Source organism: Micromonospora sp. NPDC085948 (assembly GCF_040686315.1).
Lineage (GTDB): Bacteria > Actinomycetota > Actinomycetes > Mycobacteriales > Micromonosporaceae > Micromonospora.
In genome coordinates, this window is record NZ_JBFBJW010000001.1 from 172725 (window position 1) to 194609 (window position 21885).

At 71.6% G+C, this 21885-nt stretch carries 21 protein-coding genes; 11 read left to right on the top strand and 10 right to left on the bottom strand.

The annotated features are described in order from the left end of the window. Nucleotides 1-253 precede the first annotated feature (253 nt). A complete protein-coding gene (locus AB0O48_RS00870) occupies nucleotides 254-1513 on the top strand; it encodes a DivIVA domain-containing protein (protein WP_357246276.1) in 1260 nt (419 codons plus the stop codon). 178 nt (nucleotides 1514-1691) lie between these two features. Then, nucleotides 1692-3827 carry a hypothetical protein gene (locus tag AB0O48_RS00875; RefSeq protein WP_357571787.1) on the top strand — a complete coding sequence of 712 codons (2136 nt, stop codon included), beginning with the start codon at nucleotides 1692-1694 and terminating at the stop codon, nucleotides 3825-3827. Nucleotides 3828-3910: 83 nt separating this feature from the next. Here the strand turns inward: AB0O48_RS00875 and AB0O48_RS00880 are convergent, their stop codons facing one another. Continuing rightward, a complete protein-coding gene (locus tag AB0O48_RS00880; protein WP_357246282.1) occupies nucleotides 3911-4885 on the bottom strand; it encodes a hypothetical protein in 975 nt (324 codons plus the stop codon). A 126-nt stretch (nucleotides 4886-5011) separates the two neighbouring features. Between AB0O48_RS00880 and AB0O48_RS00885 the strand changes: the two genes are divergently transcribed. Continuing rightward, on the top strand, nucleotides 5012-5161 hold the full coding sequence (locus AB0O48_RS00885; protein WP_357246286.1) for a hypothetical protein: 150 nt from the start codon (nucleotides 5012-5014) through the stop codon (nucleotides 5159-5161). Between the two features lie 206 nt (nucleotides 5162-5367). Next, entirely contained in the window at nucleotides 5368-6447 is a 1080-nt protein-coding gene (locus tag AB0O48_RS00890) for an AI-2E family transporter (protein WP_357247135.1), read from the top strand. Nucleotides 6448-6463: 16 nt separating this feature from the next. On the opposite strand, the gene AB0O48_RS00895 is transcribed toward AB0O48_RS00890, so the two are convergent. The 7 genes from AB0O48_RS00895 to AB0O48_RS00925 form a co-directional block, all read right to left on the bottom strand. Beyond that, a complete protein-coding gene (locus tag AB0O48_RS00895; RefSeq protein ID WP_357246287.1) occupies nucleotides 6464-7273 on the bottom strand; it encodes an alpha/beta hydrolase in 810 nt (269 codons plus the stop codon). Nucleotides 7274-7385: 112 nt separating this feature from the next. Further along, on the bottom strand, nucleotides 7386-7715 hold the full coding sequence (locus AB0O48_RS00900) for an ATP/GTP-binding protein (RefSeq protein WP_130404050.1): 330 nt from the start codon (nucleotides 7713-7715) through the stop codon (nucleotides 7386-7388). An 11-nt stretch (nucleotides 7716-7726) separates the two neighbouring features. After that, nucleotides 7727-8881, bottom strand: coding sequence for a hypothetical protein (locus AB0O48_RS00905; RefSeq protein WP_357246291.1), 1155 nt, complete (start codon nucleotides 8879-8881; stop codon nucleotides 7727-7729). After that, nucleotides 8878-9372, bottom strand: a complete 495-nt coding sequence (locus AB0O48_RS00910) for a SigE family RNA polymerase sigma factor (RefSeq protein ID WP_357246294.1) — start codon at nucleotides 9370-9372, stop codon at nucleotides 8878-8880. The genes AB0O48_RS00905 and AB0O48_RS00910 overlap by 4 nt, the downstream gene beginning before the upstream one ends. Nucleotides 9373-9413: 41 nt before the next feature. Then, nucleotides 9414-11204 carry a 3-hydroxybutyryl-CoA dehydrogenase gene (locus AB0O48_RS00915; protein ID WP_365062272.1) on the bottom strand — a complete coding sequence of 597 codons (1791 nt, stop codon included), beginning with the start codon at nucleotides 11202-11204 and terminating at the stop codon, nucleotides 9414-9416. Nucleotides 11205-11330: 126 nt separating this feature from the next. Beyond that, entirely contained in the window at nucleotides 11331-12395 is a 1065-nt protein-coding gene (locus AB0O48_RS00920; RefSeq protein ID WP_365062274.1) for an alpha/beta hydrolase, read from the bottom strand. A 100-nt stretch (nucleotides 12396-12495) separates the two neighbouring features. Next, entirely contained in the window at nucleotides 12496-12861 is a 366-nt protein-coding gene (locus AB0O48_RS00925; RefSeq protein ID WP_357246303.1) for an FHA domain-containing protein, read from the bottom strand. 306 nt (nucleotides 12862-13167) lie between these two features. On the opposite strand from AB0O48_RS00925, the gene AB0O48_RS00930 reads away from it, so the two are divergent. Next, complete coding sequence (locus AB0O48_RS00930) at nucleotides 13168-14664, top strand: aldehyde dehydrogenase family protein (RefSeq protein ID WP_365062276.1); 1497 nt, start codon at nucleotides 13168-13170, stop codon at nucleotides 14662-14664. Between the two features lie 79 nt (nucleotides 14665-14743). After that, the gene (locus AB0O48_RS00935; RefSeq protein WP_365062278.1) at nucleotides 14744-15403 is read left to right on the top strand and encodes a class I SAM-dependent methyltransferase; all 660 of its coding nucleotides are present in this window, start codon (nucleotides 14744-14746) and stop codon (nucleotides 15401-15403) included. Nucleotides 15404-15408: 5 nt separating this feature from the next. Here AB0O48_RS00935 and nucS read toward each other — a convergent pair whose 3' ends face one another. Next, on the bottom strand, nucleotides 15409-16068 hold the full coding sequence (gene nucS, locus AB0O48_RS00940; protein ID WP_357246312.1) for an endonuclease NucS: 660 nt from the start codon (nucleotides 16066-16068) through the stop codon (nucleotides 15409-15411). 71 nt (nucleotides 16069-16139) lie between these two features. On the opposite strand from nucS, the gene AB0O48_RS00945 reads away from it, so the two are divergent. Continuing rightward, on the top strand, nucleotides 16140-16757 hold the full coding sequence (locus AB0O48_RS00945; protein ID WP_357246315.1) for a DUF4126 domain-containing protein: 618 nt from the start codon (nucleotides 16140-16142) through the stop codon (nucleotides 16755-16757). 91 nt (nucleotides 16758-16848) lie between these two features. Next, nucleotides 16849-17145, top strand: coding sequence for a DUF1540 domain-containing protein (locus AB0O48_RS00950; RefSeq protein ID WP_357246318.1), 297 nt, complete (start codon nucleotides 16849-16851; stop codon nucleotides 17143-17145). Between the two features lie 15 nt (nucleotides 17146-17160). On the opposite strand, the gene AB0O48_RS00955 is transcribed toward AB0O48_RS00950, so the two are convergent. Then, a complete protein-coding gene (locus tag AB0O48_RS00955) occupies nucleotides 17161-19167 on the bottom strand; it encodes a protein meaA (protein ID WP_357246321.1) in 2007 nt (668 codons plus the stop codon). A gap of 151 nt (nucleotides 19168-19318) precedes the next feature. Here AB0O48_RS00955 and AB0O48_RS00960 point away from each other — a divergent pair, with 151 nt between their 5' ends. Genes AB0O48_RS00960 through AB0O48_RS00970 form a run of 3 tightly spaced genes read left to right on the top strand, consistent with a single transcriptional unit; the run spans nucleotide 19319 to nucleotide 21872 of the window. Further along, nucleotides 19319-20170 (top strand): ABC transporter ATP-binding protein, encoded by an 852-nt coding sequence (locus tag AB0O48_RS00960; protein WP_357246325.1) that lies wholly within the window; start codon nucleotides 19319-19321, stop codon nucleotides 20168-20170. Beyond that, nucleotides 20167-21012, top strand: a complete 846-nt coding sequence (locus AB0O48_RS00965; RefSeq protein WP_357246328.1) for an ABC transporter permease — start codon at nucleotides 20167-20169, stop codon at nucleotides 21010-21012. Before AB0O48_RS00960 ends, AB0O48_RS00965 begins: the two co-directional genes overlap by 4 nt. A 47-nt stretch (nucleotides 21013-21059) precedes the next feature. Then, complete coding sequence (locus AB0O48_RS00970) at nucleotides 21060-21872, top strand: alpha/beta hydrolase-fold protein (RefSeq protein ID WP_357246331.1); 813 nt, start codon at nucleotides 21060-21062, stop codon at nucleotides 21870-21872. Nucleotides 21873-21885: the final 13 nt, after the last annotated feature.

Below are 21885 nucleotides of genomic sequence, written 5' to 3' on the forward strand. Positions count from 1 at the left end.
GGCCAATGCGCTGATCGGACATTGTTCTTCCGCTCCCATTAGCGGAAAACCCGCCCGGATCGAACAAAGGGCCTCGGGGTAACCCCGGGGCCCTTTTCCGCGTCACGCTCCGTGGCGTCCGACCCGCCCGGGACCTGCCAAGATCGGCGATTGGTCCCCCTCCGCCGATGGCGGGAGTTGACCATGTAAAGAGGCCACGAAAGCTGCGCACCGCTCTTGCGAAGCACCCTGGGGCGTCTGCCAGTATGTCCCAATGCCCCAGCAGCAGTCCTCCCCTCTCGCGTTCTTCGATAACGCGAACTCGCAGCCAGACTTCACCGTCGGCCTGCGCGGTTACAACACTCACCAGGTCGATGACTTCCTCGGCCGGATGACCGCCGCGCTGACCCAGTCCGAGCAGGCCCGTGCCGAGGCCGAGCAGCGGATGAACGACGCCCAGCGTCGGCTCCGCCAAGCCGAACAGCGCATGAGTGCGCTGGAGCAGAAGCTCACCGACACGAACAAGCAGCTCGAAGAGAACAGCCGGCCCACCCTCTCCGGCCTCGGCACCCGCGTCGAGCAGATCCTCCGGCTCGCCGAGGAGCAGGCGAACGACCACCGCAACGAGGCGAAGCGCGAGTCCGAGGGCATCCTCTCCGCCGCCCGCCTCGAGGCCCGCGAGATCACCGACAAGGCGCGTGCCGAGGCCGCGGCCATGAAGGCCAGCGCCGAGCGAGAGGCGGGCAACCTGCGCACGGCCGCCGAGCGCGAGGCCGCCGAGGTCCGGGTGCAGGCCCGCCGTGAGGCTGACACGCTGCGCGCGGACGCCGACCGCGAGACCAAGCAGCTGCGTACCGTGACGGCGCACGAGGTCGCCGAACTGAAGTCGACAGTCGAGCGGGAGGTGGCCACCCTTCGGGCCACCGCCGAGCGGGAGATCACCCAGCAGCGGGCCAAGGCCGCCCGCGAGGCTGAGGAGAAGCGCGCCGAGGCGACCAAGCTGCTGACCGACGCGCGGGACAAGCGCGACAAGGACCTTCAGGCTCTGGAGCTCCAGCTGGCCGAGCGGCGGGAGAAGTCCGAGCGCGAGGAGTCCGAGCGGCACGCTGCACAGGTCTCGCAGACCCAGAAGATGGTCAGCGAGGCCGAGCAGCGTGCTCGGGCCGCGCAGGAGCGGGCGAAGGAGATCGAGCAGCGCGCCGAGGCCCGCCGGGTCGAGTCGGAGCGCAACGCCGCCGAGACGGTGGACAAGGCCAAGGCGCACTCCGAGAAGACCCTCAACGAGGCAAAGGCCGAGTCGCAGCGTCTGCTCTCCGAGGCCCGTACCGAGGCGGAACTGACCACGCAGGCCGCCCGCCGCGAGGTCGAGGACCTCACCCGGCAGAAGGACGCGGTCACCTCGCAGCTGGGCCAGATGCTCTCCGGGCTCGCCGGCATCGTTCCGGGGATGCCCGCTGCCGCCCCGGCGGCCAAGCCGGAAGCCAAGAAGACCGACGGCGGTCAGGAGCGGGTGCCGGCGGAGACCACCGGCTGACGCGAGGCGTCAGGTCGGGGCATCGAACGGCGCGAGGTGACACCGGGTAACCGGTGCAACCTCGCGCCGTATGCGTTTCCCAGCCGGTGGTATCCCTTGCCCGCAACGGAGTGAAGTAGCTCGCACAAGGCGCGTCCGTATCGCCCCAGCAGGCCCTGTTGCGTGTGAGGATGGGGGCATGTCGCACGGCGAGGAACTGTTCGCTCTCGGCGGGGACGTGACGACGGAGCCCAGCTTCGAGTCCGCTCTGCGGGGGTACGAGAAGAAACAGGTTGATCGGTATGTCGCTCGTGCCGAGCACGAGATCGCGACCCTCGCCTCCGAACGGGAACAGGCGTATACACAGATCCACAAGCTCGCCGGCCAGGTCGAGGTGCTCCAGCGTGACCTGACGCAGGTCCGCAAGCAGATGAACGTGGTCGACCGGGCCTCGTTCCGCCACCTCGGCCCACGGGTCGAGTCGATCCTCACGCTCGCGGAGGAGCAGGCCGAGCAGATCGTGTCCGACGCGAACGTGGAGATCGAGGCCCGTCGCGCCGCAGCCGAGCACATCATCGAGGAGGCCCGCCAGCAGGCCGCGCGGGCCCTGAAGGACTTCGAGATCGCCCTCGCCGCGCGCCGCTCGGAGGAGGAGCGGCACAGCGCCGCCCGACGGGCCGAGGCCGAGGCCACTCTGCGGTCCGCCAAGGACGAGTCGGCGCAGTTGCGCAAGGCGGCGCAGGACGCGCTGGCGAAGGCCCAGCAGGAGGCCACCCAGCTGCGGGACACCGCCAAGGAGATCCACGCCCGCGCGCAACAGGAGTCGACCAAGCTGCGCGAGACGGCCCGGGAGACACTGGCCAACGCCCAGCAGGAGGCCAGCGACCTGCGCGGGGCCGCCAAGGAGGTGCACGCCAAGGCCCTCCAGGAGGCCAAGCGGCTCACCGACACCGCGACCGAGGCGGGCCGGGCCAGCCACGCCAAGGCCCAGCAGGAGGCAAAGCAGATCATCGACGACGCGTCGATGGCCGGACGCTCCACCCGCGCCAAGGCGCTGCAGGAGGCGGAGCGGCTGACCACGCAGGCCGCCGAGGCGGGCAAGCGCAGCCGTGCCGAGACCGAGGCGTACGTGCAGCGGATGCGCACCGAGACCGAGGCGTACGTGCAGCACACCCGGGCGCAGACCCAGCAGGAGCTGGGCGCCTGGCGGGCCGGGGTGGAGCAGGAGGTCAACTCGCGTCGCGAGGCGGCCGACCGGGAGTTGGCGCAGCGTCGGTCCACTGCCGAACAGGAGTTCGCCAAGCGCCGCGACGAGCTGGACAAGCAGCACACGTCCCGCCAGCAGGAGCTGGAGACCGGGTTCGCCAGCCGTCAGCAGGAGTTGGAGGCGGGTTTCACCAGCCGCCGCGACGAGTTGGAAACCGAGTACACGGGACGCAAGAACGAGCTGGAGACCGAGTACACGAGCCGGCGGGATCAGCTGGAAACCGAATACTCCACGCGCAAGAACGAGATCGAGCAGGGCGCGGCCGGGATTCGGCAGGCGGCCGAGCAGGACGCGGCGGCTCTTCGCCAGCGGTCCGAGGCGGAGGCCGCCGAGCTGCTGAGCCGGGCCGAGACCGAGGCCGGCGGCAAGCGCCGCGAGGCCGACGAGCACGTGGCGGCCTCCCGTCGGCAGTTCGAGGAGTACGCGGCCACCACCCAACAGCACCTGGCCACCACTCAGCAGCACCTGGCGGCCACACAGCAGGAGTCCGCGGCGGGCCGACAGCAGCTCGCCCAGGTGATGCTGGAGATCGCCCAGGCTCAGCAGCAGCTCGCCGACCTGCGCCAGGAGACCTGGAAGGCTCGGCAGGAGTCGGACGAGCTGCAGCGGCAGATGACCGAGGCGCGGTTGCAGAGCGTCGCTGGTCCGATCGATGGCCCAACCACGCCGGCCGCCGGTAATGGTGCGAGCCGGAACGCGGCCGACGAGAAGGCCGCGACCGTCTCCGGCACGGCGACCACCGACGCGGGCGCGTCGTCGGGGTTGGGAGCGGCCAACGGTCTCAAGACCGAGTCCGCCGACACCCGGCAGCCGGCGAACGCCGGGGCCGAGAGTGCCGGGCAGTCCACGTCCCGGCCGGTGGCCGAGCCGGTGACCACCGTCGACGGGGGCGCGGCCAGCGCCGGGGTGGACGGGGAGCCGACCGTGGCCGCCGTTCCGGGCGAGGGTGGCCGGGGCGCCAAGCCGACCAAGATCACCAGCACCGGTGAGAACGGCAAGCGACCCAGCAAGCCGACCACCGACGAACGCAGCGCCAAGCCCAGCAAGGTCACCATCGAGAAGGACTGACGGGTACGCCCCCAGCGCTGACTCGGGTGCGCGCCGAGATCTTGGACAGTTCCCGTCCCGCGTTGACGGAAACTGTCCAAGATTCAGATGTGCGTCGGATGGCGTTGGGATGGGGTGGGGCTCCAGCCGGCCGCGACGAGGGCACGCCGGACGGCGCCGGCGACCTCGTCGGGACGGGCGCGGACCAGCCAGGCCGGAAAGCGCAGGATCCGGTCGCCGCTGGTCCAGACGTCGTTCTGCCGACGCATGTCGTCTGCCCATTGCCGGGCGTCCATGTGGTGCGCGCCGTCGACTTCGACATGCACCCGCCACTGCCGCCAGTACGCGTCCAGCCAGCGGTTGCGGCCAGCCGCGTCCACCCGATGCTCCTGAAGATCAGGTACGGGCAGCCGGTGCCGGCGACAGAGGCGCAGGAAGTCGATCTCCGAGAGCGCCTGCGCGCCGCCGGCGATGTCACCGACGGTCTGTTGGATCAGGTGCCGGCGGGGCGCTCGCGGGAGGACGTCGAGCACGGTCTGCAACTCCTCGGGAAGCACCCGCCGCTGCTGACAACCGGCTGCCAGCACCCCCTGCGCCTCCTCCACTCCGACTGCCCAGCCCGCCGCGTCGACGAGTGCTCTGGCCGTCGTGGTGCGCGGTGGACGGGCGAGTTGCCGGTGCGAGTCCGGCAGCACCGACGTGCGATGCACCACTACCGCGGGCATGTCGATGGGGAGGCGACGCAGCGAGGTCCGTGCGGCACGGCGGGCGGCCGGCACCTGCACGTGCAGAGGCTCACGGCGCAGCCCGCGTACCCCGGCTTCGGTGGCGGCGGTTACCCCGGCCAGCATCGCGCCTGGTCCGGCGGCCAGCACCGCGACCCAGAGCTGCTGGTCGCGGCTCAGGCGACCGTTGCCGGTCAACAGGATCCCACGGCAGATCGACCGCCAGCGGCCGGAGCGGATTCGCCCACGGACTGCCCCCTCGCTGAGCAGGCTGGAGACCTGCGCGGTCGTCAGCACGCCCGCCTGCTCGAAGGCGAGCCAGTCGAGTGCGTCGGCGTCATCGGCAGGCAGCATCCGAACAGCGTTCACCGCCGCGAGCCCGCCACACCACCAGATCTTGGACAGTTTCCGTCAACGCGTAACGGGAACTGTCCAAGATCTGCGCGTGGGCTGGGTCTGGAGGGTGCCGACGGTGGTTGGGTGGGGCACCTGGAGCGCCGGATTGACGGTCTCGTGGTCGATGGTGACCATGGGGTGGCTACGCTGCTGGCGCGCTGGGAGATGATCACAAACGTCCGCCGTCAGTCGATCGAACTGGTGCGGGACGTTCCGCGTGGCGGTCGTTCGTGACCACCACCCGTCATCCCACCGCCTGAGTCGGGAGGTCTCTGGTGCCGCAGCACGACCCGTCCGGCGACGACCCGGGCGTGACCCCGGGGCCACCGCCAGCGGAAAACCCACCGGCGGAGACGCCACCGTCTGCGAAGACGCCACCACAGGCGGAGACGCCACCGCCTGCGGAGACGCCGCCACCGGTGCCGGTTCCCGCTCCGGGAATCGACCCGGATGAGCCACCGGCGGTTCCGTCCGGAAAGTTCGGCACACCGGGGCGTCCGCTGCGGCGCAGCAGCTTCCTGATCGGGTTCACCGGGGCGTTGGGTGTGCTGCTGGCGTACACCCTCTATCTGGGGATTCGCAATGCCGGCGGCATCCTGGTGCTGGTGGTGATCGCGCTCTTCCTGGCGGTCGGCCTCAACCCGGCGGTGGTCCGGCTTCGCCGCTGGGGCGTGCCGCACGGCCTGGCGGTGGCGGCCGTCGCGTTGACCGTGGTGCTGCTGCTCTGCGGCGGCGTGGTCGCGCTGGTTCCGCCGATCGTGACGCAGTCGGGACAGTTCGTCGACCAGATCCCGAACCTGCTCGACGAGTTGCGCCGCAATCCGACGGTCAATGACCTGGTGGAGCGGTACGACGTGGTGGAGCGCGTGCAGGGCGCGGCCAACGCGCAGACCGTCGGCCGGGCGCTCGGCGGGGTGTTGGGCGGCGCACAACTGATCTTCGGCACGGTGTTCCGGACGCTGACGGTGCTGGTGCTGACGATCTACTTCCTGGCCTACTTCAACAAGCTTCGCGCCCTGGGCTACTCGTTGGTGCCCCGGTCGCGGCGCGAGCGGGTGCAGCTGATCGGCGACGAGATCCTGGCCAAGGTCGGGGCCTACATGGTCGGCGCGCTGAGCATCGCGGTGCTGGCCGGCGCGACCACCTTCGTCTTCGCGCTGATCGTCGGGCTGCCGTACCCGTTCGCGCTGGCCGTGGTGGTGGCGGTGACCGACCTGATCCCGCAGATCGGCGCCACCCTGGGCGCGGTGATCGTGAGCCTGGTCGGCTTCGCCGCCGACCTGCCCACCGGCATCGCCTGCGCGGTCTTCTTCCTCGTCTACCAGCAGGTGGAGAACTACCTGATATACCCGAAGGTGATGCGGCGCTCGGTGGAGGTCAACGAGGTGGCCGCCCTGCTGGCCGCCCTGCTGGGCGTGGCGCTGCTGGGCGTGGTGGGCGCGCTGATCGCCATCCCCACGGTGGCCGCGCTGCAACTGATCCTGCGCGAGGTGGTGCTGCCCCGCCAGGAGACCCGCTGACCCACGGCGAAGGGGGTCAGCCGGCCTGACCGGCGGCCGGCCCGGGGACGGGCGTGTCGGCGAACGAGGCGACCGTCCGGTCGGCGTACGCGCTGACGTCGCCGGCCTCCATCGGGCCGTCCCAGGTCGTCGGGAGCGGCACCTCGACGGCCGGGTTGACCCGCCGGACGATCTCGTCGAGCACCGTCTCCGCGTCGCCCACCCAGAGGTGCTTGGCGCCCGGCACGCCGACGACCTCGGCCTGCGGCACGGCGGCGAACCGCTCCCGCGCCTCGGTCGGGCGCAGGTAGTCGTCGAACTCGGGCACCAGCGCCGTCAGCGGCCGACCCGAGGCGGCCCAGGTGGTCAGGTCCTCGGGTGTCGAGAAGCGTAGCGGCGGGGAGAGCAGGATCGCCCCGGCGACAGCCGGGTCGCAGCCGTACTTCAGGGCCAGGTCGGTGCCGAACGACCAGCCGACGAGCCAGATGTTGGGCAGCTCGGCGAACTCCGCGTACTCGATGGCGGCGGCCACGTCGTACCGCTCCCCCACCGCGCCGTCGAAGGTGCCCTCGCTGGTGCCGCGCAGGCTGCTGGTGCCCCGGGTGTTGAACCGCAGCACGGCCAGGTCGGCCAGGGCCGGCAACCGCCAGGCCGCCTTACGGAAGACGTGGCTGTCCATCATCCCGCCGTGGGTGGGCAGCGGGTGCAGGCAGACCAGGGTGGCCACCGGCGGCCGGTCGGCCGGCAGGGCCAGCTCGCCGACCAGCCGCAGACCGTCGGCGGTGTGCAGCTCGATGTCCTCCCGGCGGCCGGGCAGGATCGACGACGCGCGGATCGCTGTGCTCACCGCCCAAGTGTGTCGTGAAGTCACCGCCGCCGCCCACCCAGGCACGAACAGCGTGATCCAGGTCGCTGAGCCGCTGCGCGGACACGGCGCGCGCGGCCCCCGGCCGGGTTGGTCAGTAGCGCGGGGTGCCGCGGCCGCGCTGCACCGCCGGGCCACGCCGATCCCGGGCTCGCCAGCAGCCGCTGTGCCAGTGTCGCCGGTCGGTCAGGTCACCCAGGCCGTCGGCCGGCCAGGCCACCAGGTGCGCCACCCCCGGCCGGATCTCCTGGTCACAGCCGGGGCAGCGGTACGTCTTGACGGACGCCCCCGCGCCGATTCCGCGTACCTGCCAGGCGCCGTCGGTCCACTGCTGCACCGAGGCGACACCCTGCCGGACCCGATCGGCGTCCAGGTTGGCGTTGTCGTCCCGGCGAGGGCGATTGCGACGGGGGCTCACAGTCACCAAGGTTACGGTCACTTCCAGCTGGCCGGCTCGCCAAGGTCGTCGGCGACCCGGAGCCCGCCGATAACCGTGCTGACCTCGGCGTCCGTGGGCGGGCGCTCCCAGCGGTTCTCGTGCCCCATGGACAGCAGGGTGTGCGGAATGCCGAGCACGTGCCAGAAGTCACCCATGTCGAACACCGGCCTGCCGGCGATCTCGCGGTTGGCCTTGGACCGGTCGGGCGAGGATGGGCGGGGTGAGTAGTAGAGCCGCACCGGCAGGGTGCCCGCGCCCTGGAGAGCGACCGTGAGCGCCGCTTCGGTCTGATCCGAAGCCGCGACGGGCCTCTGGGTCGGCGTGGTGGTTCCCGCCACGTTCACGATGCTGGGCCAGGCCAGCTGACGCACCGCCACCTCGCACGCGCTGATCCGGGCACCTGGCGGCAGAGCGGTCAGTCGGACCGGGGCGACACAGCGGCGGGCTTCGTCGAACCGAAGCGCCGCGGCCGCTCGTTGGACCTCGGCACTGGTCTCGCCGAGGGTCGCGACCCGGACATACAGGCCCGGGACGGGCTGCCAGCGCAGCACCCACCCCTTCGCGACCCGGTCGAGCTGACGGATCACCCCGTTGTACCGAGATGCGGAGTCGACGTCCGGGCCAGGCGAGGGAAGATCCTTCTCGCTGTCGGCGGCGTTCACTCTGTCGGGGCCGATGTCCCGAAGCTGGCTCGGGTCACCGGTCTCGGCCGTCCGTGGGTCGGCAGCAACGATCACCAGAGCCTGCACACCGCCACCCAGGTCCAGTCGCATGCTCTCGACCTGAGCTGCGGAGCGCCAGGCGACCGGCTTCGCTGCTGACGGATCGACCCCGAAGTGCAGCAGCTGGGGGTCGGAGCCGATCAGGGCGGGGCTCGCCGCTGCCCCCGGAATCCCCGGTGCTCGGGGCGGCGTGACCACGACCAGGCTGGGCGTGACTGCCGGCTGTGGCGGCGCGGCCGACGGCGTACGGAGGGCCACACCGGCCCCGAGCAGCACCGCGACGCCGAGCGCTGTCCCGATGACGGCGCGCCGTCGCCGCCGACGGGTTCGTCCCCCGTGCACCGCCGCCGTCAGCAGGCTGTCGGTGTCCACGGGTCCGTCGGCCTGCTCCCGGAGTACCCGTGCGATCCGCTCGTCGAGGTTGGTCACGGCCGGCTCCCGTTCGTCGTGGGAACGCCGTGGCGCTCCCGCAGCTGGCTGAGCGCCCGCATCGCATGGGTGCGGACGGTGACCGGGGAACAGCCGAGAATCTGGGCGATTGTCGCGTCGTCGAGGTCCTCGTAGTAGCGCAGCACGAGCACCGCGCGCTGCCGGTCGGGCAGGCCGAGGATCAGCCGCCACATCTCGTCCCGGTCGGCCGCGTCGCCGCCCAGGTCCCCGCGCCCCGGCCGGTCGGCGAACTCGGCAGTGGCCAACTCCCGGCTGGATCGGCGGCGCCACCACGAGGTGTTGGCGTTGACGAGCATCCGGCGCACGTAGACGTCCGGATGGTCGGCACGGGCGATTTTCCGCCAGTGCACGTACGCGCGCGCCAACACGTCCTGGGTGAGGTCCTCGGCCCGGTGCTCGTCACCGGTCAGCAGCCGGGCCAGCCGGACGAGCGCCGGCCCGCGACTGCTGACGTATTCCTCGAAGGTCACACCACTGAGACGCCGTCACCGGCGCCCGCTGTTGACACCGGTCAGCGGTGCGAGTGGTCGCGGAAGCCGCGGCGGGTCTTGCGGCCCAGGTAGCCGGCGGTGACCAGGTGCTCCAGCAGCGGCGCGGGCGCGAAGCCCGGCTCACGCAGCTCCAGGTACAGCTCGCGCTGGATCGCCAGCGCGACGTCCAGCCCGACCACGTCGAGCAGCTCGAAGGGACCCATCGGGTAGCCGCAGCCCAGCTTCATGGCGTGGTCGATGTCGTCGGCCGTCGAGTAGCTGGCCTCCAGCATCTTCACCGCGTCGTTCAGGTACGGGAAGAGCAGCGCGTTGACGATGAACCCGGACCGGTCGCCGCAGACCACACCGGTCTTGCCGAGCGCGGCGCAGACGGCACGGGCGGTGGCGGTGGCCTCCGGTGAGGTGCGGATGGTCCGCACGACCTCCACCAGCGGCATGACCGGCGCCGGGTTGAAGAAGTGCAGTCCCACCACGTCGGCCGGTCGGTGGGTGGCCATCGCCACGTCGATCACCGGCAGGGACGAGGTGGTGGTCGCCAGCACGACGCCCGGCTTGCAGATCTCGTCGAGGCTCGCGAAGAGGGCCTTCTTGACGCTCAACTCCTCGACCACCGCCTCGACCACCAGGTCGACGTCGGCGAGGTGGTCGAGGGTGGCCGACCAGCTGATCCGGCCGAGCGCGGCGTCCCGGTCGGCCTCGGTGAGCTTGCCGCGCACCACGCCCTTGTTCAGCGAGGTCTTCACCGCCTCGCAGACCGTCGCGGACTTCTCCGCGCCGCGGGTCACCGACACGACCTCGTAGCCGGCCGTCGCGAACACCTCGATGATGCCGGTGGCCATCGTCCCGGAGCCCACGATGCCGACCTTTGCGATGGCGCGCGCGCCGTCGGCCAGCCCGGCCTCCGTGGCCGGCGGCGTCGCCTCGTCCGGTACGACCACCGGCGAGCCGGGCCGCTCGTAGGTGTAGAAGCCCCGGCCGGACTTCCGGCCGAGCAGTCCCGCCGTCACCATCTGCTTGAGCAGCGGCACGGGGGCGTGTCGGCGGTCCCGCCCGCCGCGCCGGTACATGGTGTCCAGAATCTCGTACGCGGTGTCCAGGCCGATCAGGTCCATCAGCGCCAGCGGGCCCATCGGCAGACCGCAGCCGAGCTTCATCGCGGCGTCGATGTCCTCCCGGGCGGCGTAGTGCGACTCGACCATGGCGACCGCGTGGTTGAGGTAGCCGAAGAGCAGCGCGTTGGCGATGAAGCCGGCCCGGTCGTTGATGGTGACGTCGACCTTGCCGAGTCGGGCGCAGAGCGCCTCGACGTCGGCGACCACCTCGGGCGAGGTGACGACGGTGCGGACCACCTCGACCAGCTTCATCACCGGCGCCGGGTTGAAGAAGTGGATGCCGATCACCTGGTTGGGCCGGGTGGTGGCCACCGAGATCTCGGTGACGCTCAGCGACGAGGTGTTGGTGGCGAGAATGGCCTCCGGCCGGCAGACCCGGTCCAGTTCGGCGAAGATCCGCTGCTTGAGGTCGAGGTGCTCGGGCACCGCCTCGATGACCAGATCGACGGAGTGCAGTGCGGGCAGCCCGACCGCGAAGTGCACCCGCTCGTGCAGGGCGTCGCGGTCCGCCGCGGCGAGCTTGCCCTTCGCGACCGCGCGGTCGGTGGAGGCGGTGAGGGTGGCCCGGCCCCGTTCCAGCGCCGGCTCGGAGATCTCGACCGCGACCACATCGATGCCGTTGCGGGCGAAGACCTCCACGATGCCGGCACCCATGGTGCCCAGCCCCACCACACCCACGGTGCTGAACTCGCGCGCCACGACCGGCCTCCCCAGACACTCCGCACGGCCCCTGAACGGCCGCTAAGGTTATGCGCGCGAGTCTGCCACGTGACGCTTGGTTGTCGAGACGCCGTGGCATATTTCACCGCCGACGACGTGGGGCCGCTAGGCGGCCGGCGCGCTGGTCAGGGCCAGCAGTTCCGCGACGAACTCCGCCGGCCGCTCCAGGTGCGGGCTGTGTCCGCAGCCGGGCAGCACCACCTCGTGGTACGCGCCGCCGGCCGCCGCGTACCGCTCCAGCACCGACCGGGTCTGGCCCACCATCGGCTGCGGCGGGCAGGCCTCCTCGCCGGGCCAGTCGGGTACGAGACCCAGCGAGCCCAGGTACGCCAGGTCGAACAGCGAGGTGTCCGAGACGATGACGTCGGCGTCGCCGCGTACCCAGGTGATCGGGGGCTTGTCGGCGACGGCCACCAGTTCGTCGGCGAGCCGGAACCAGGTCGGCGCGAGCGCGTTGAGCACACCACGTCTCCCCGGCGCGGTGCCCGGCCAGTTCGTCGAGGGCGCCGCCGTGCCCGGGTAGTTGTCGTCCCCGGTGGCGGTGGAGAGCACCGTGTCCAGGAGCAGGTCCTCGTCCGCGCCCAGTGCCGCCGGATCGGCCACATAGGTGGCGCGCAGGACCGCGCGCGGGCTGGCCGGGGCGTCCGCGCTCCGATCGCCGGCGGCGAGCCGGGCGACGAAGTCCGGATTCGCCGTGCCCGCGCCGGTGCCGGCGAAGTCGGGAGTGGTGGGTGTGCCGGTCAGGTCGCGGGTGCCGCCGAAGCCGTACGGGGAGACCGGTGCCGCGAGCAGCAGCGCGCCCACCCGGTCTGGATGGTCGACGAGGAGACGCATCGCCACCCCGCCCCCGAGGGAGTGCCCGACGACCACCGGGCGGGTGTCGTTGGCACCGAAGAGCGTCGGGTCGTCCAGGAGGGCGGCCACGTCGTCGGCGAAGTCCCGCAGGCCCCGGGTGGCGTCCACCGGGGCGGTCGCGGAGTCGCCGTACCCGCGCAGGTCGGGGGCGACCACCCGCAGCGTCGGCGGCAGCCGCCGGACCAGCGGCTCCCAGAACAGCGCGGAGGAGCAGTTGCCGTGGATCAGCAGCACCGGGATGCCGTCCGGCGGGCCGGCCACCCGGACCGCCTGGGTGATGCCGTTCGCCGTGACGCTCCGCTGCTCGGTTTCCATCCGCGGGATGGTGCCACGCCCGCCGGCGCGGGTCCACGTGCCGGACAGCCACCCCGGGTGCGGCCCAGGTGTGGGCCACACCCGGGTCGGCGGGCGCTGGTCAGCGGCGGACGCTGGGCGGCGCGGCCAACGGCAGCGGCAGTGTCGGTCGGACGTCCCGCCGGGACGGGCCGAAGCTGAGCCCCACCGGATCGGTGTGTGCCACCCCCGGGTCGAACAGGCGCAGTTCGGTACGGCCGAGTCGGATCACGTCACCGTCGGAGAGAAGCTCGACCTCGGTGATCCGGCGGTCGTTGAGCCAGGTGCCGTTTGTCGAGCCGAGATCCCGCAGCGACGGACCCTCCGGGGCCAGCCACACCTCGGCGTGGCGGCGGCTCAGGTGCGGGTCGCTGATGACGACGTGACCGGTCGGTGCTCGACCGACCACCTGTGGTTCGATCCGCAGTCGGAAACTCGCTCCGCGCATCGGCCCACCCGCCACCGTCAGCAGCGGTCTAAGTTCCGGATGTTCCTCCATGGACAGTCAGCCCTCCACCCCACACCGTTACTCCGCGCGTCAGCCTGCCATCAGACGGTAGTCATCGATACCGCCCAGCCGGTCAGCTCCTCGCCACCTCCCGGCTACCCGCCGTTCGACGATTCGGGCGGATCGCGTTCACCATCAGCGCCTTGGCCTGCACTGATCAACGATCAGGCGCAGCCGCACGACTCCGGGCCGGTCGGCCACGATCTGGACCTACCGGTGAGTAATCCTCGGGTCTAGACTTCCGCCATGACGGCTGTGCAGGTCCCCGGTCTTCCGGTCATCGAGGCGGGTCGGCTGGTCTCCACCAGCCCGGCCACCGGCGCCGAGGCCGGCCGCTTCGCGGTCGCGACCGACGCCGACGTGCGGCGGGCCGTCGAGGACGCCCGCGCCGCCGGCGGGTGGTGGGCCGGGCTCGGCTTCACCGACCGCCGCGAACGGATGCTGCGCTGGCGCGCCCTGCTCGCCAAACGCATCGAGGAGCTGGCCGAGCTGGTGCACGTCGAGGGTGGCAAGCCGACCGCCGACGCCATCGTCGAGATCGTCACCGCGATCGAGCACATCGACTGGGCCGCCCGCAACGCCAGCCGGGTGCTCGGCCCGCGCCGGGTGCGGTCCCGGCTCATCCTCGCCGAGTTCTCCGGTCACCTCGAATACCAGCCGCACGGCGTGGTGGGCGTGATCGGGCCGTGGAATTATCCGGTCTTCACGCCGATCGGTTCCGCCGCGTACGCGTTGGCCGCGGGTAACGCCGTGGTGCTCAAGCCGAGCGAATACACCCCGGCCGCCGGCCAGTGGCTGGTGGACAGCTTCGCCGAGGTGGTGCCCGAGCACCAGGTGTTCAGCGCCGTGCACGGGCTGGGCGACGTGGGCGCCGCGCTGTGCCGCGCCGGGGTCGACAAGCTGGCCTTCACCGGCTCGACCGCCACCGCCCGCAAGGTGATGGCCGCCTGCGCCGAGACGCTGACCCCGGTACTGATCGAGGGCGGCGGCAAGGACGCCATGATCGTCGACAGCGACGCCGACCTGGACGCCGCGGCCGAGGCGTGCGTCTGGGGCGGCATGACCAACGCGGGCCAGACCTGCATCGGCATCGAGCGGGTGTACGCGGTCGACTCGGTCTTCGACGCCTTCGTCGACAAGGTGGTCGCCCGCGCCGGTCGGTTGACAGTGGGGCCGGAGGGCACCGACATCGGGCCGATCACCATGCCCCGGCAGATCGACGTGATCCGCCGGCACATCGACGCGGCGATCGACTCCGGTGGGCGCGCCGTGCTCGGTGGTCCGAGCGCCGTGCAGCCGCCGTACGTGCACCCGACCGTGCTCGTGGACGTCCCGGAGGAGTCGGCCGCCGTCCAGGAGGAGACGTTCGGCCCCACGCTGACCATCAGCCGGGTCCGCGACGCCGACGAGGCCGTCACCCGCGCCAACGCCCTGCCGTACGGCCTCGGGGGTTCGGTCTTCGGCCGGCGGCGGGCGGTGTCCATCGCGCGGCGGCTGCGCTCCGGCATGGCCTCGATCAACTCCAGCCTGACCTTCGCCGGCATGTCCACCCTGCCGTTCGGCGGGGTCGGCGACTCCGGCTTCGGGCGGATCCACGGGGAGGACGGGCTGCGCGAGTTCGGCCGAGCCAAGGCGATCACCCGCCGTCGGGCCCGGTCACTGTTGCCGTCGATGACCTTCGAGCGCACCCCGACCGACGTGGCCCGACTCGTCAAGGCCATCAAGGTGATGTACGGCAGATGAGTGTCGGATAACCGATCTCGACGAAGATCGGCGTATCCACATGTTTATACGCGGTGTCGGCGGCGGTACATTGCGTTAAATGGGCCCCAATCGATTGCGCTACCGCCTTGTCGACAGCGACCAGTCGTGGAGTGCGCGGCGGCGCCGGCATCGCTCGGACTGGTTGGCACGCACCTTCCCCGAGATCGGCGACATGCACGTGGTCGATCTCGGCGGCCGGCTCGGCACCTGGCACCGCGCGACCGTCCGGCCGGCCCGGGTCACCGTCATCAACCTGGAGCAGCCGCCCGCCGTCGTGCCGGACTGGGCCCACGTCGAGCAGGCCGACGCCTGCGCCCTGCCCGCACGACTCGCCCGGACCGAGTACGACCTGGTCTTCTCCAACTCCGTCCTGGAGCACGTGGGCGGGCACGAACGCCGGCTGCGCTTCGCCGCCGCCGCCCGCGCGATGGCCGACCGGCACTGGGTGCAGACGCCCTACCGCTACTTTCCCATCGAGCCACACTGGATCGCGCCCGGGATGCAGTTCCTGCCGGTACGACTGCGCACCGCGCTCGCCCGCCGTTGGCCGCTGGGCCACAAGCCGACCCGCAGCCACGACGCCGCCATCCACCAGGTGCTCTGGACCGAGTTGCTGGACCGCTCGCAGATGCGCCACTACTTCCCCGACTCGCACATGCTCGTCGAGCGGGCGTTCGGCCTGCCCAAGTCGCTGATCGCGGTGCGTACCGGCGGGTGAGCCGCTCAGAAGAGCGTCAGTTCGTCCTTCTCGATGCCCCGCAGCCGGTCGTAGTTCACGACCACGCACCGGATGCCCCGGTCCGCGGCGAGCACCCGGGCCTGCGGCTTGATCTCCTGGGCCGCGAAGACCCCGGCCACCGGGCTGAGCAGCGGGTCACGGTTCATCAACTCGAGGTATCGAGTCAACTGCTCCACACCGTCGATGTCACCGCGCCGCTTGACCTCGACGGCGACCGCGCCGGAGTTGGCGTCCCGGCACAGCAGGTCGACCGGGCCGATCGCCGTCATGTACTCGCGGCGGACCAGCGTGAATCCCTCGCCCAACGCCCCGGGGTTGGCGGCCAACAACTCCTGGAGGTGCGCCTCCACCCCGTCCTTGCGCAGGCCCGGGTCCACCCCCAGCTCGTACGAGGTGTCCTGGAAGATCTCCTCCAGGGTGATCCGCAGCTCCTCGCCGGCCTTGTTGACCACCCGCCACACGCCGGGGGCCTCCTCCAGCCGACAGGGCGGGCTCATCCAGTTCAAGGGTTTGTACGCCCGGTCGTCGGCATGGATCGACACCGACCCGTCCGCCTTCACCATCAGCAACCGGGTGGCCGGCGGCAGGTGAGCCGAGAGCCGTCCGACATAGTCCACCGAGCACTTCGCAATGACCAACCGCACCCGACGAGGGTAGCCGAGGACCCACCGGTCGCCGCCGAGCGGCACTGGCGCGTCGGTGCCATGCTGAGACCGTGTTCGAAGTCCTCACCGGCACCGGCCTCGCCGCCTCAGCGGGGCTGAACGCCTACATACCCCTGCTCGCCCTCGGCCTCCTCGGCCGCTACACCGACCTGATCGACCTTCCGAGCGGCTGGACCTGGCTCGGCAACGGCTGGGTCATCGTCATCCTGGCCGTGCTGCTCGCCGTGGAGATGGTGGCGGACAAGGTGCCCGTGGTCGACCACATCAACGACGTGGTGCAGACCGTGGTCCGACCCACAGCCGGTGGCCTGGCCTTCGGCGCCGGATCCTCGTCGGAGACGGTGACGGTCAGCGACCCGGGGAGTTTCTTCTCCTCGCACCAGTGGGTGCCTGTCGTCACCGGCGTACTGCTGGCGTTGGGCGTGCACCTGCTCAAGTCCGCGGCACGGCCGGTCATCAACGCGACCACTGCCGGGTTCGGCGCCCCGGTGGCCAGCACCGCCGAGGACGCCACGAGCGTGGTGGTCTCCCTGGTGGCGATCATCCTGCCCGTGCTGGTGCTGGCTTTCCTGCTGGGTCTGGTGGTCTTCGTCTTCTGGTTCCTCCGGCGGCGCTCGGAACGCCGCCGGGAACGCGAGGCGGCCCGCGCCGCCGGCTTCCGCGTCTGACCTGGTCGGCGGCGGATCGGCGGGCCGCCATACCCGGGTTGCACGGGCCGACAAAAGCCTAGGATCGGGGCAAGACCTAGAGGAGGTTGGCATGACTGCAGCTTTGGAGATGCCCCGAGTCCAGGAATGCGTAGTCGCCGCGTGCGCGTACAACCAGGCGGGTGACTGCCACGCCTTCGCGATCACGATCGGCAGCATGGATCACGCGCACTGCCACACCTTCGTCGAATCGCCCATCCGGGGCGGCGTGGACGGAATGACCGCCCAGGTCGGCGCCTGCCAGCGTGCCGACTGTCGGCACAACGAGCAGTTGGAGTGCCACGCGTCGTCGATCAAGGTCGGCCCGGACAACGACCTGGCCGACTGCATGACGTACGCCGGCCGCTGACCCACCGACGGCGGGTCAGGGCAGGTCGTTGGCGCGTCGGATGACCGTCACCAGGTCGTCGATGATGTCGGTGAGGGCGAAGTCCTTCGGGGTGAAGACCCGGGCCACCCCGGCTGCCCGCAGCGTGTCGGCGTCACCGGCGGGGATGATGCCGCCCACGACCACCGGCAGGTCCGCCCGCCCGGCGGCGCGCAGCCCGTCCAGCACCGCGGGCACGGCGGCCAGATGCGACCCGGAGAGCACGGACAGCCCGACCAGGTCGACGTCCTCCTCCACGGCGGCGGCGACGATCTGCCCCGCGGTGAGCCGGATGCCCTGGTAGACGACCTCGAAACCGGCGTCGCGGGCACGTACCGCGATCTGCTCCGCGCCGTTGGAGTGCCCGTCCAGGCCGGGCTTGCCGACCAGCAGCCGCAGCCGGCCGCTGCCCAACTCGCGGGCGGTGGCGGTGACGCGCTCCCGCACCGCGGCGAGACCCGGATCCCCGCCGCTGCCGGTGCCGCCGGCCAGACCGGTCGGCGCCCGGTACTCGCCGAAGACCTGCCGCAGCGCTCCGGCCCACTCGCCGGTGGTCACCCCGACCCGCACGCACTCCACGGTGGCCGGCATCAGGTTGGTGGTGGTCGCGGCGTCCGCACGGAGCCGGGAGAGGGCCGCGTCGACGGCGTCCGCGTCCCGATCGGCCCGCCACCGGTGTACGCCCTCCGTGGCGGCCGCCTCGACCGCCGGATCGACCTGCTCGACGGCTTCGGCGCCGGCGGCGGTCAGCGGGGAGGGTTCGGTCTCGGCGTACCGGTTGACCCCGACCACCACGTCGGCACCGGACTCCATCCGTCGCCGGCGCTCGGCCAGCGAGGCGACAAGCGCGCTCTTGAGGTAGCCGGTCTCCACGGCGGCGACGACACCGCCCAGCTCCAGCACCCTGTCCAGCTCGACCCGCGCCCCGCTGACGACCTCGTCGACGAGCGCCGTCATCACGTGCGAGCCGGCGAAGAGATCGGGATATTCGAGCAGATCCGACTCGTACGCCAGGACCTGCTGCATCCGCAGTGACCACTGCTGGTCCCAGGGGCGGGGCAGGCCGAGCGCCTCGTTCCAGGCGGGTAGCTGCACCGCGCGGGCCCGGGCGTCGCGGGACATCGTCACGCCGAGCATCTCCAGCACGATGCGTTGGATGTTGTTCTCCGGCTGTGCCTCGGTGAGGCCGAGCGAGTTGACCTGCACGCCGTAGCGGAACCGCCGTTGCCGGGCGTCGGTGACTCCGTACCGCTCCCGGGTGATCTCGTCCCACAGCACCCCGAACGCGCGCATCTTGGCGATCTCCTCGACGAAACGCACCCCGGCGTTGACGAAGAACGAGATCCGCTGCACCACGTCGCCCATCCGCTCGGGCGGCACCTGACCGGAGTCCCGGACCGCGTCGAGCACGGCGACCGCGGTGGCCAGCGCGAAACCGACCTCCTGCACGGGCGTGGCACCGGCCTCCTGGAGGTGGTACGAGCAGATGTTCACCGGGTTCCACCGGGGCATCGCCGTCAGCGTGTGGGCGATGACGTCGGCGGTCAGTCGCAGTGAGGCGGCCGGCGGGAAGATGTAGGTCCCCCGGGACAGGTACTCCTTGATGATGTCGTTCTGGGTGGTGCCGGCGCAGCGGGCCAGGTCGGCGCCCTGTTCCAGCCCCACGGTTCCGTACAGGGCGAGCAGCCACATCGCCGGGGCGTTGATGGTCATCGAGGTGTTCGTCTCGGCGAGCGGTATGCCGTCGAAGAGCGCCCGCATGTCGCCGAGGTGGGCCACCGGCACGCCGACCCGGCCGACCTCACCGGTGGCCAACTCGTGGTCCGGGTCGTACCCGGTCTGGGTGGGCAGGTCGAAGGCGACTGAGAGGCCGGTCTGCCCCTTCGCCAGGTTGCGCCGGAAGAGGGCGTTGGTCGCGGTGGCCGACGAGTGGCCGGCGTAGGTACGCATCACCCACGGGCGGTCCCGCTCGGGTAGCCGTCCCGTAGATGCCGTCTCATCCATGGCTGGAGCTTAAGTTACCGTTCAGTAAAACGGACTGTGGAAAACCACACAGGTCCATGTCGGGGACGTCTGGGCGCGAAGCGCGCGCAGTGGTGCGCACCGCTATACCCCGGACACCACCCCGGCCGGGTCAGGACGCACACTGGACGGCATGGATGACGAGCTGGCCATCTCCGTCCGCGGGCTGCGCAAGGCGTACGGCGACAACGTCGCGGTGGCGGGCGTGGACCTCGACGTGCGCCGGGGCGAGGTGTTCGCGTTGCTCGGCCCGAACGGCGCCGGCAAGACCACCACCGTGGAGATCCTGGAGGGTTACCGACGCCGGGATGCCGGCGAGGTCTCCGTGCTCGGCACGGACCCGGCGCAGCAGCACGCCGACTGGCGCGCCCGCGTCGGCATCGTGCTCCAGGGCACCGGCGAGTTCGACGAGCTGACCGTGGCCGAGGTGATTCGGCACTTCTCCGGCTTCTATCCCGACGCCGACGACCCGGACAAGGTGATCGAGCGGGTCGGGCTGGCCGACAAGGCGAAGGCCCGGACACACACCCTCTCCGGCGGGCAGAAGCGCCGCCTGGACGTGGCGCTGGGCATCGTCGGTCGTCCCGAGCTGCTCTTCCTCGACGAGCCGACCACCGGCTTCGACCCGGAGGCCCGCCGCGAGTTCTGGGAGCTGATCCGCGACCTCGCCGCGGCCGGCACCACGATCGTGCTGACCACGCACTACCTGGACGAGGCGGAGGCGCTCGCCGACCGGGTCGGGGTGATCGCCGGCGGCCGACTGGTCGAGGTGGCCGCCCCGAACCAACTGGGCAACCGACAGGAGGCCCTCGCGACGGTCTCCTGGCGTACCCCGGACGGGACGCCGGAGAGCGCGCAGAGCGCGACGCCGACGGCCCTGGTGGCCGACCTGGCCGCGCGCTACGGCGGCGAGGTCCCTGGCCTCACGGTGACCCGGCCGACCCTGGAGGACGTCTACCTCACCATGATCGGACACGCGCGATGACGACCACGACGAAGCCGGCGACGCCGGTCACCGCGACCCGCGGCCGTCGGCCGGGTGCCGGCGCGCTCGCCCTGCGCCAGGGCCGACTGGAGATCACCCAGTTCCTGCGCAGCCGGGAGTCCGTGGTCTTCACCATGGGCTTCCCGATCATCATGATCCTGATCTTCGCCTCGATCTTCGACGGCACGATCGGTGGCGGGGTCAAGTTCACCCAGTACTTCATCACCGGCATGATCGCGACCGGCCTGATGACGGTGAGCTTCCAGAACCTGGGCATCTGGATCCCGATCGAGCGGGACCGCGGGGTGCTCAAGCGCTATCGGGGCACGCCGATGCCGAAGTGGGTCTGGTTCGCCGGCAAGGTGATCATGGTGGTGGCGATCGGCATCGCCGAGACGGTCCTGCTGCTGGCCGTCGCGGTGGCGCTGTTCGACCTCGACCTGCCGGGCACCGCCGCGAAGTGGTTCACCTTCGGCTGGGTCGCCGTGCTCGGGGTGACCGCGTGCACCCTGTGCGGCATCGCCATCTCGTCGCTGGCCCGCACCGCCCGCAGCGGCTCGGCGGTGGTCACCCCGGTCGCCCTGGTGCTCCAGTTCATCTCCGGGGTGTTCTTCGTCTTCACCGACCTGCCCACCTGGATGCAGCAGGTGGCGGCGCTGTTCCCACTGAAGTGGATGTGCCAGGGGCTGCGGTCGGTCTTCCTGCCGGAGAGCTTCGGCGCCCAGGAGCCGGGCGGCTCGTTCGAGCTGGGCCGGGTCGCGCTGGTGCTGACCCTGTGGTGCGTGATCGGTGTGGTGCTCTGCCTGACCACCTTCCGCTGGACCACCAAGCGCGACGGCTGACCCGTTCCGGGGTCCCGAACCGCCCCGGGGCCTGCCAGACTCTGTCGATGACCGCTCGACCGACCCGGCGTGGTCTCCTGCTTGCGGGTGCGGGAGCGACGGCACTGGCGGTCGGGGTCGGCTGGGCCGCCCGCGACCTGATCCGTCCCTCGCCGGCACGGCCGACACCCCCGGACGCGCCCGCCGGTGACGAGCGGCTGACCAGCCGGCCGTCCGCCGCACGTGGCCGCTCGGTCGACTTCTACACGGCCGTCCCGGACGGGCACGGCGACGGCCGGGGGTTGCCGGTCTGCCTGGTGCTGCACGGCGCGTCCACCACCGCGCGCGACTTCCCCGGGCTCGGCCTGGGGCGCTTCCTGACCGACGCGGTACGCCGGGGCGCGCCGCCGTTCGTGCTCGCCGGAGCGACAGGCGACCGCCTCTCCTGGCGCCCCGCCGGTCGGGACGACCCGCAACGGATGGTGCGCGAGGAGTTGCCGGCCTGGTGTGCCGAGCGGGGCTTCGACGCCACCCGGCTGGCGGCCTGGGGCTGGTCGATGGGGGGCTTCGGCTCGCTGTTGCTCGCCGAGACCTGGCCGGGGCTGCTCCGCGCCGTGGCGGCCTTCTCCCCCGCCGTCGCGCCCGGCGATGACGTCTTCGCCGGTGTCGACCGGCTGCGCGGCACCCCGCTGGGTCTGTGGTGCGGCCGGCAGGACGACTTCCTCGACGACGTGCAGGCGCTGGAGCGAGCCCTGCCGGAGCCGGCGGCCCACGCGGAGTACGCCGACGGCCGGCACGACTTCCGCTACTGGGGACGGGTCATACCCAGCGCCCTCGACTTCGTCGCGGCAGCGCTGGCCGCGCCGCCCCGGCCGACCTGACCCCGGAGACCGC

Bases quoted from the DNA above. Each gene is read 5' to 3' on its own strand.
- AB0O48_RS00870 (WP_357246276.1), top strand. From the start codon at position 254: ATGCCCCAGCAGCAGTCCTCCCCTCTCGCGTTCTTCGATAACGCGAAC.
- AB0O48_RS00875 (WP_357571787.1), top strand. From the start codon at position 1,692: ATGTCGCACGGCGAGGAACTGTTCGCTCTCGGCGGGGACGTGACGACG.
- AB0O48_RS00880 (WP_357246282.1), bottom strand. From the start codon at position 4,885: ATGCTGCCTGCCGATGACGCCGACGCACTCGACTGGCTCGCCTTCGAG.
- AB0O48_RS00920 (WP_365062274.1), bottom strand. From the start codon at position 12,395: ATGGAAACCGAGCAGCGGAGCGTCACGGCGAACGGCATCACCCAGGCG.
- AB0O48_RS00925 (WP_357246303.1), bottom strand. From the start codon at position 12,861: ATGCGCGGAGCGAGTTTCCGACTGCGGATCGAACCACAGGTGGTCGGT.
- AB0O48_RS00930 (WP_365062276.1), top strand. From the start codon at position 13,168: ATGACGGCTGTGCAGGTCCCCGGTCTTCCGGTCATCGAGGCGGGTCGG.
- AB0O48_RS00935 (WP_365062278.1), top strand. From the start codon at position 14,744: ATGGGCCCCAATCGATTGCGCTACCGCCTTGTCGACAGCGACCAGTCG.
- AB0O48_RS00950 (WP_357246318.1), top strand. From the start codon at position 16,849: ATGACTGCAGCTTTGGAGATGCCCCGAGTCCAGGAATGCGTAGTCGCC.
- AB0O48_RS00955 (WP_357246321.1), bottom strand. From the start codon at position 19,167: ATGGATGAGACGGCATCTACGGGACGGCTACCCGAGCGGGACCGCCCG.
- AB0O48_RS00960 (WP_357246325.1), top strand. From the start codon at position 19,319: ATGGATGACGAGCTGGCCATCTCCGTCCGCGGGCTGCGCAAGGCGTAC.
- AB0O48_RS00965 (WP_357246328.1), top strand. From the start codon at position 20,167: ATGACGACCACGACGAAGCCGGCGACGCCGGTCACCGCGACCCGCGGC.
- AB0O48_RS00970 (WP_357246331.1), top strand. From the start codon at position 21,060: ATGACCGCTCGACCGACCCGGCGTGGTCTCCTGCTTGCGGGTGCGGGA.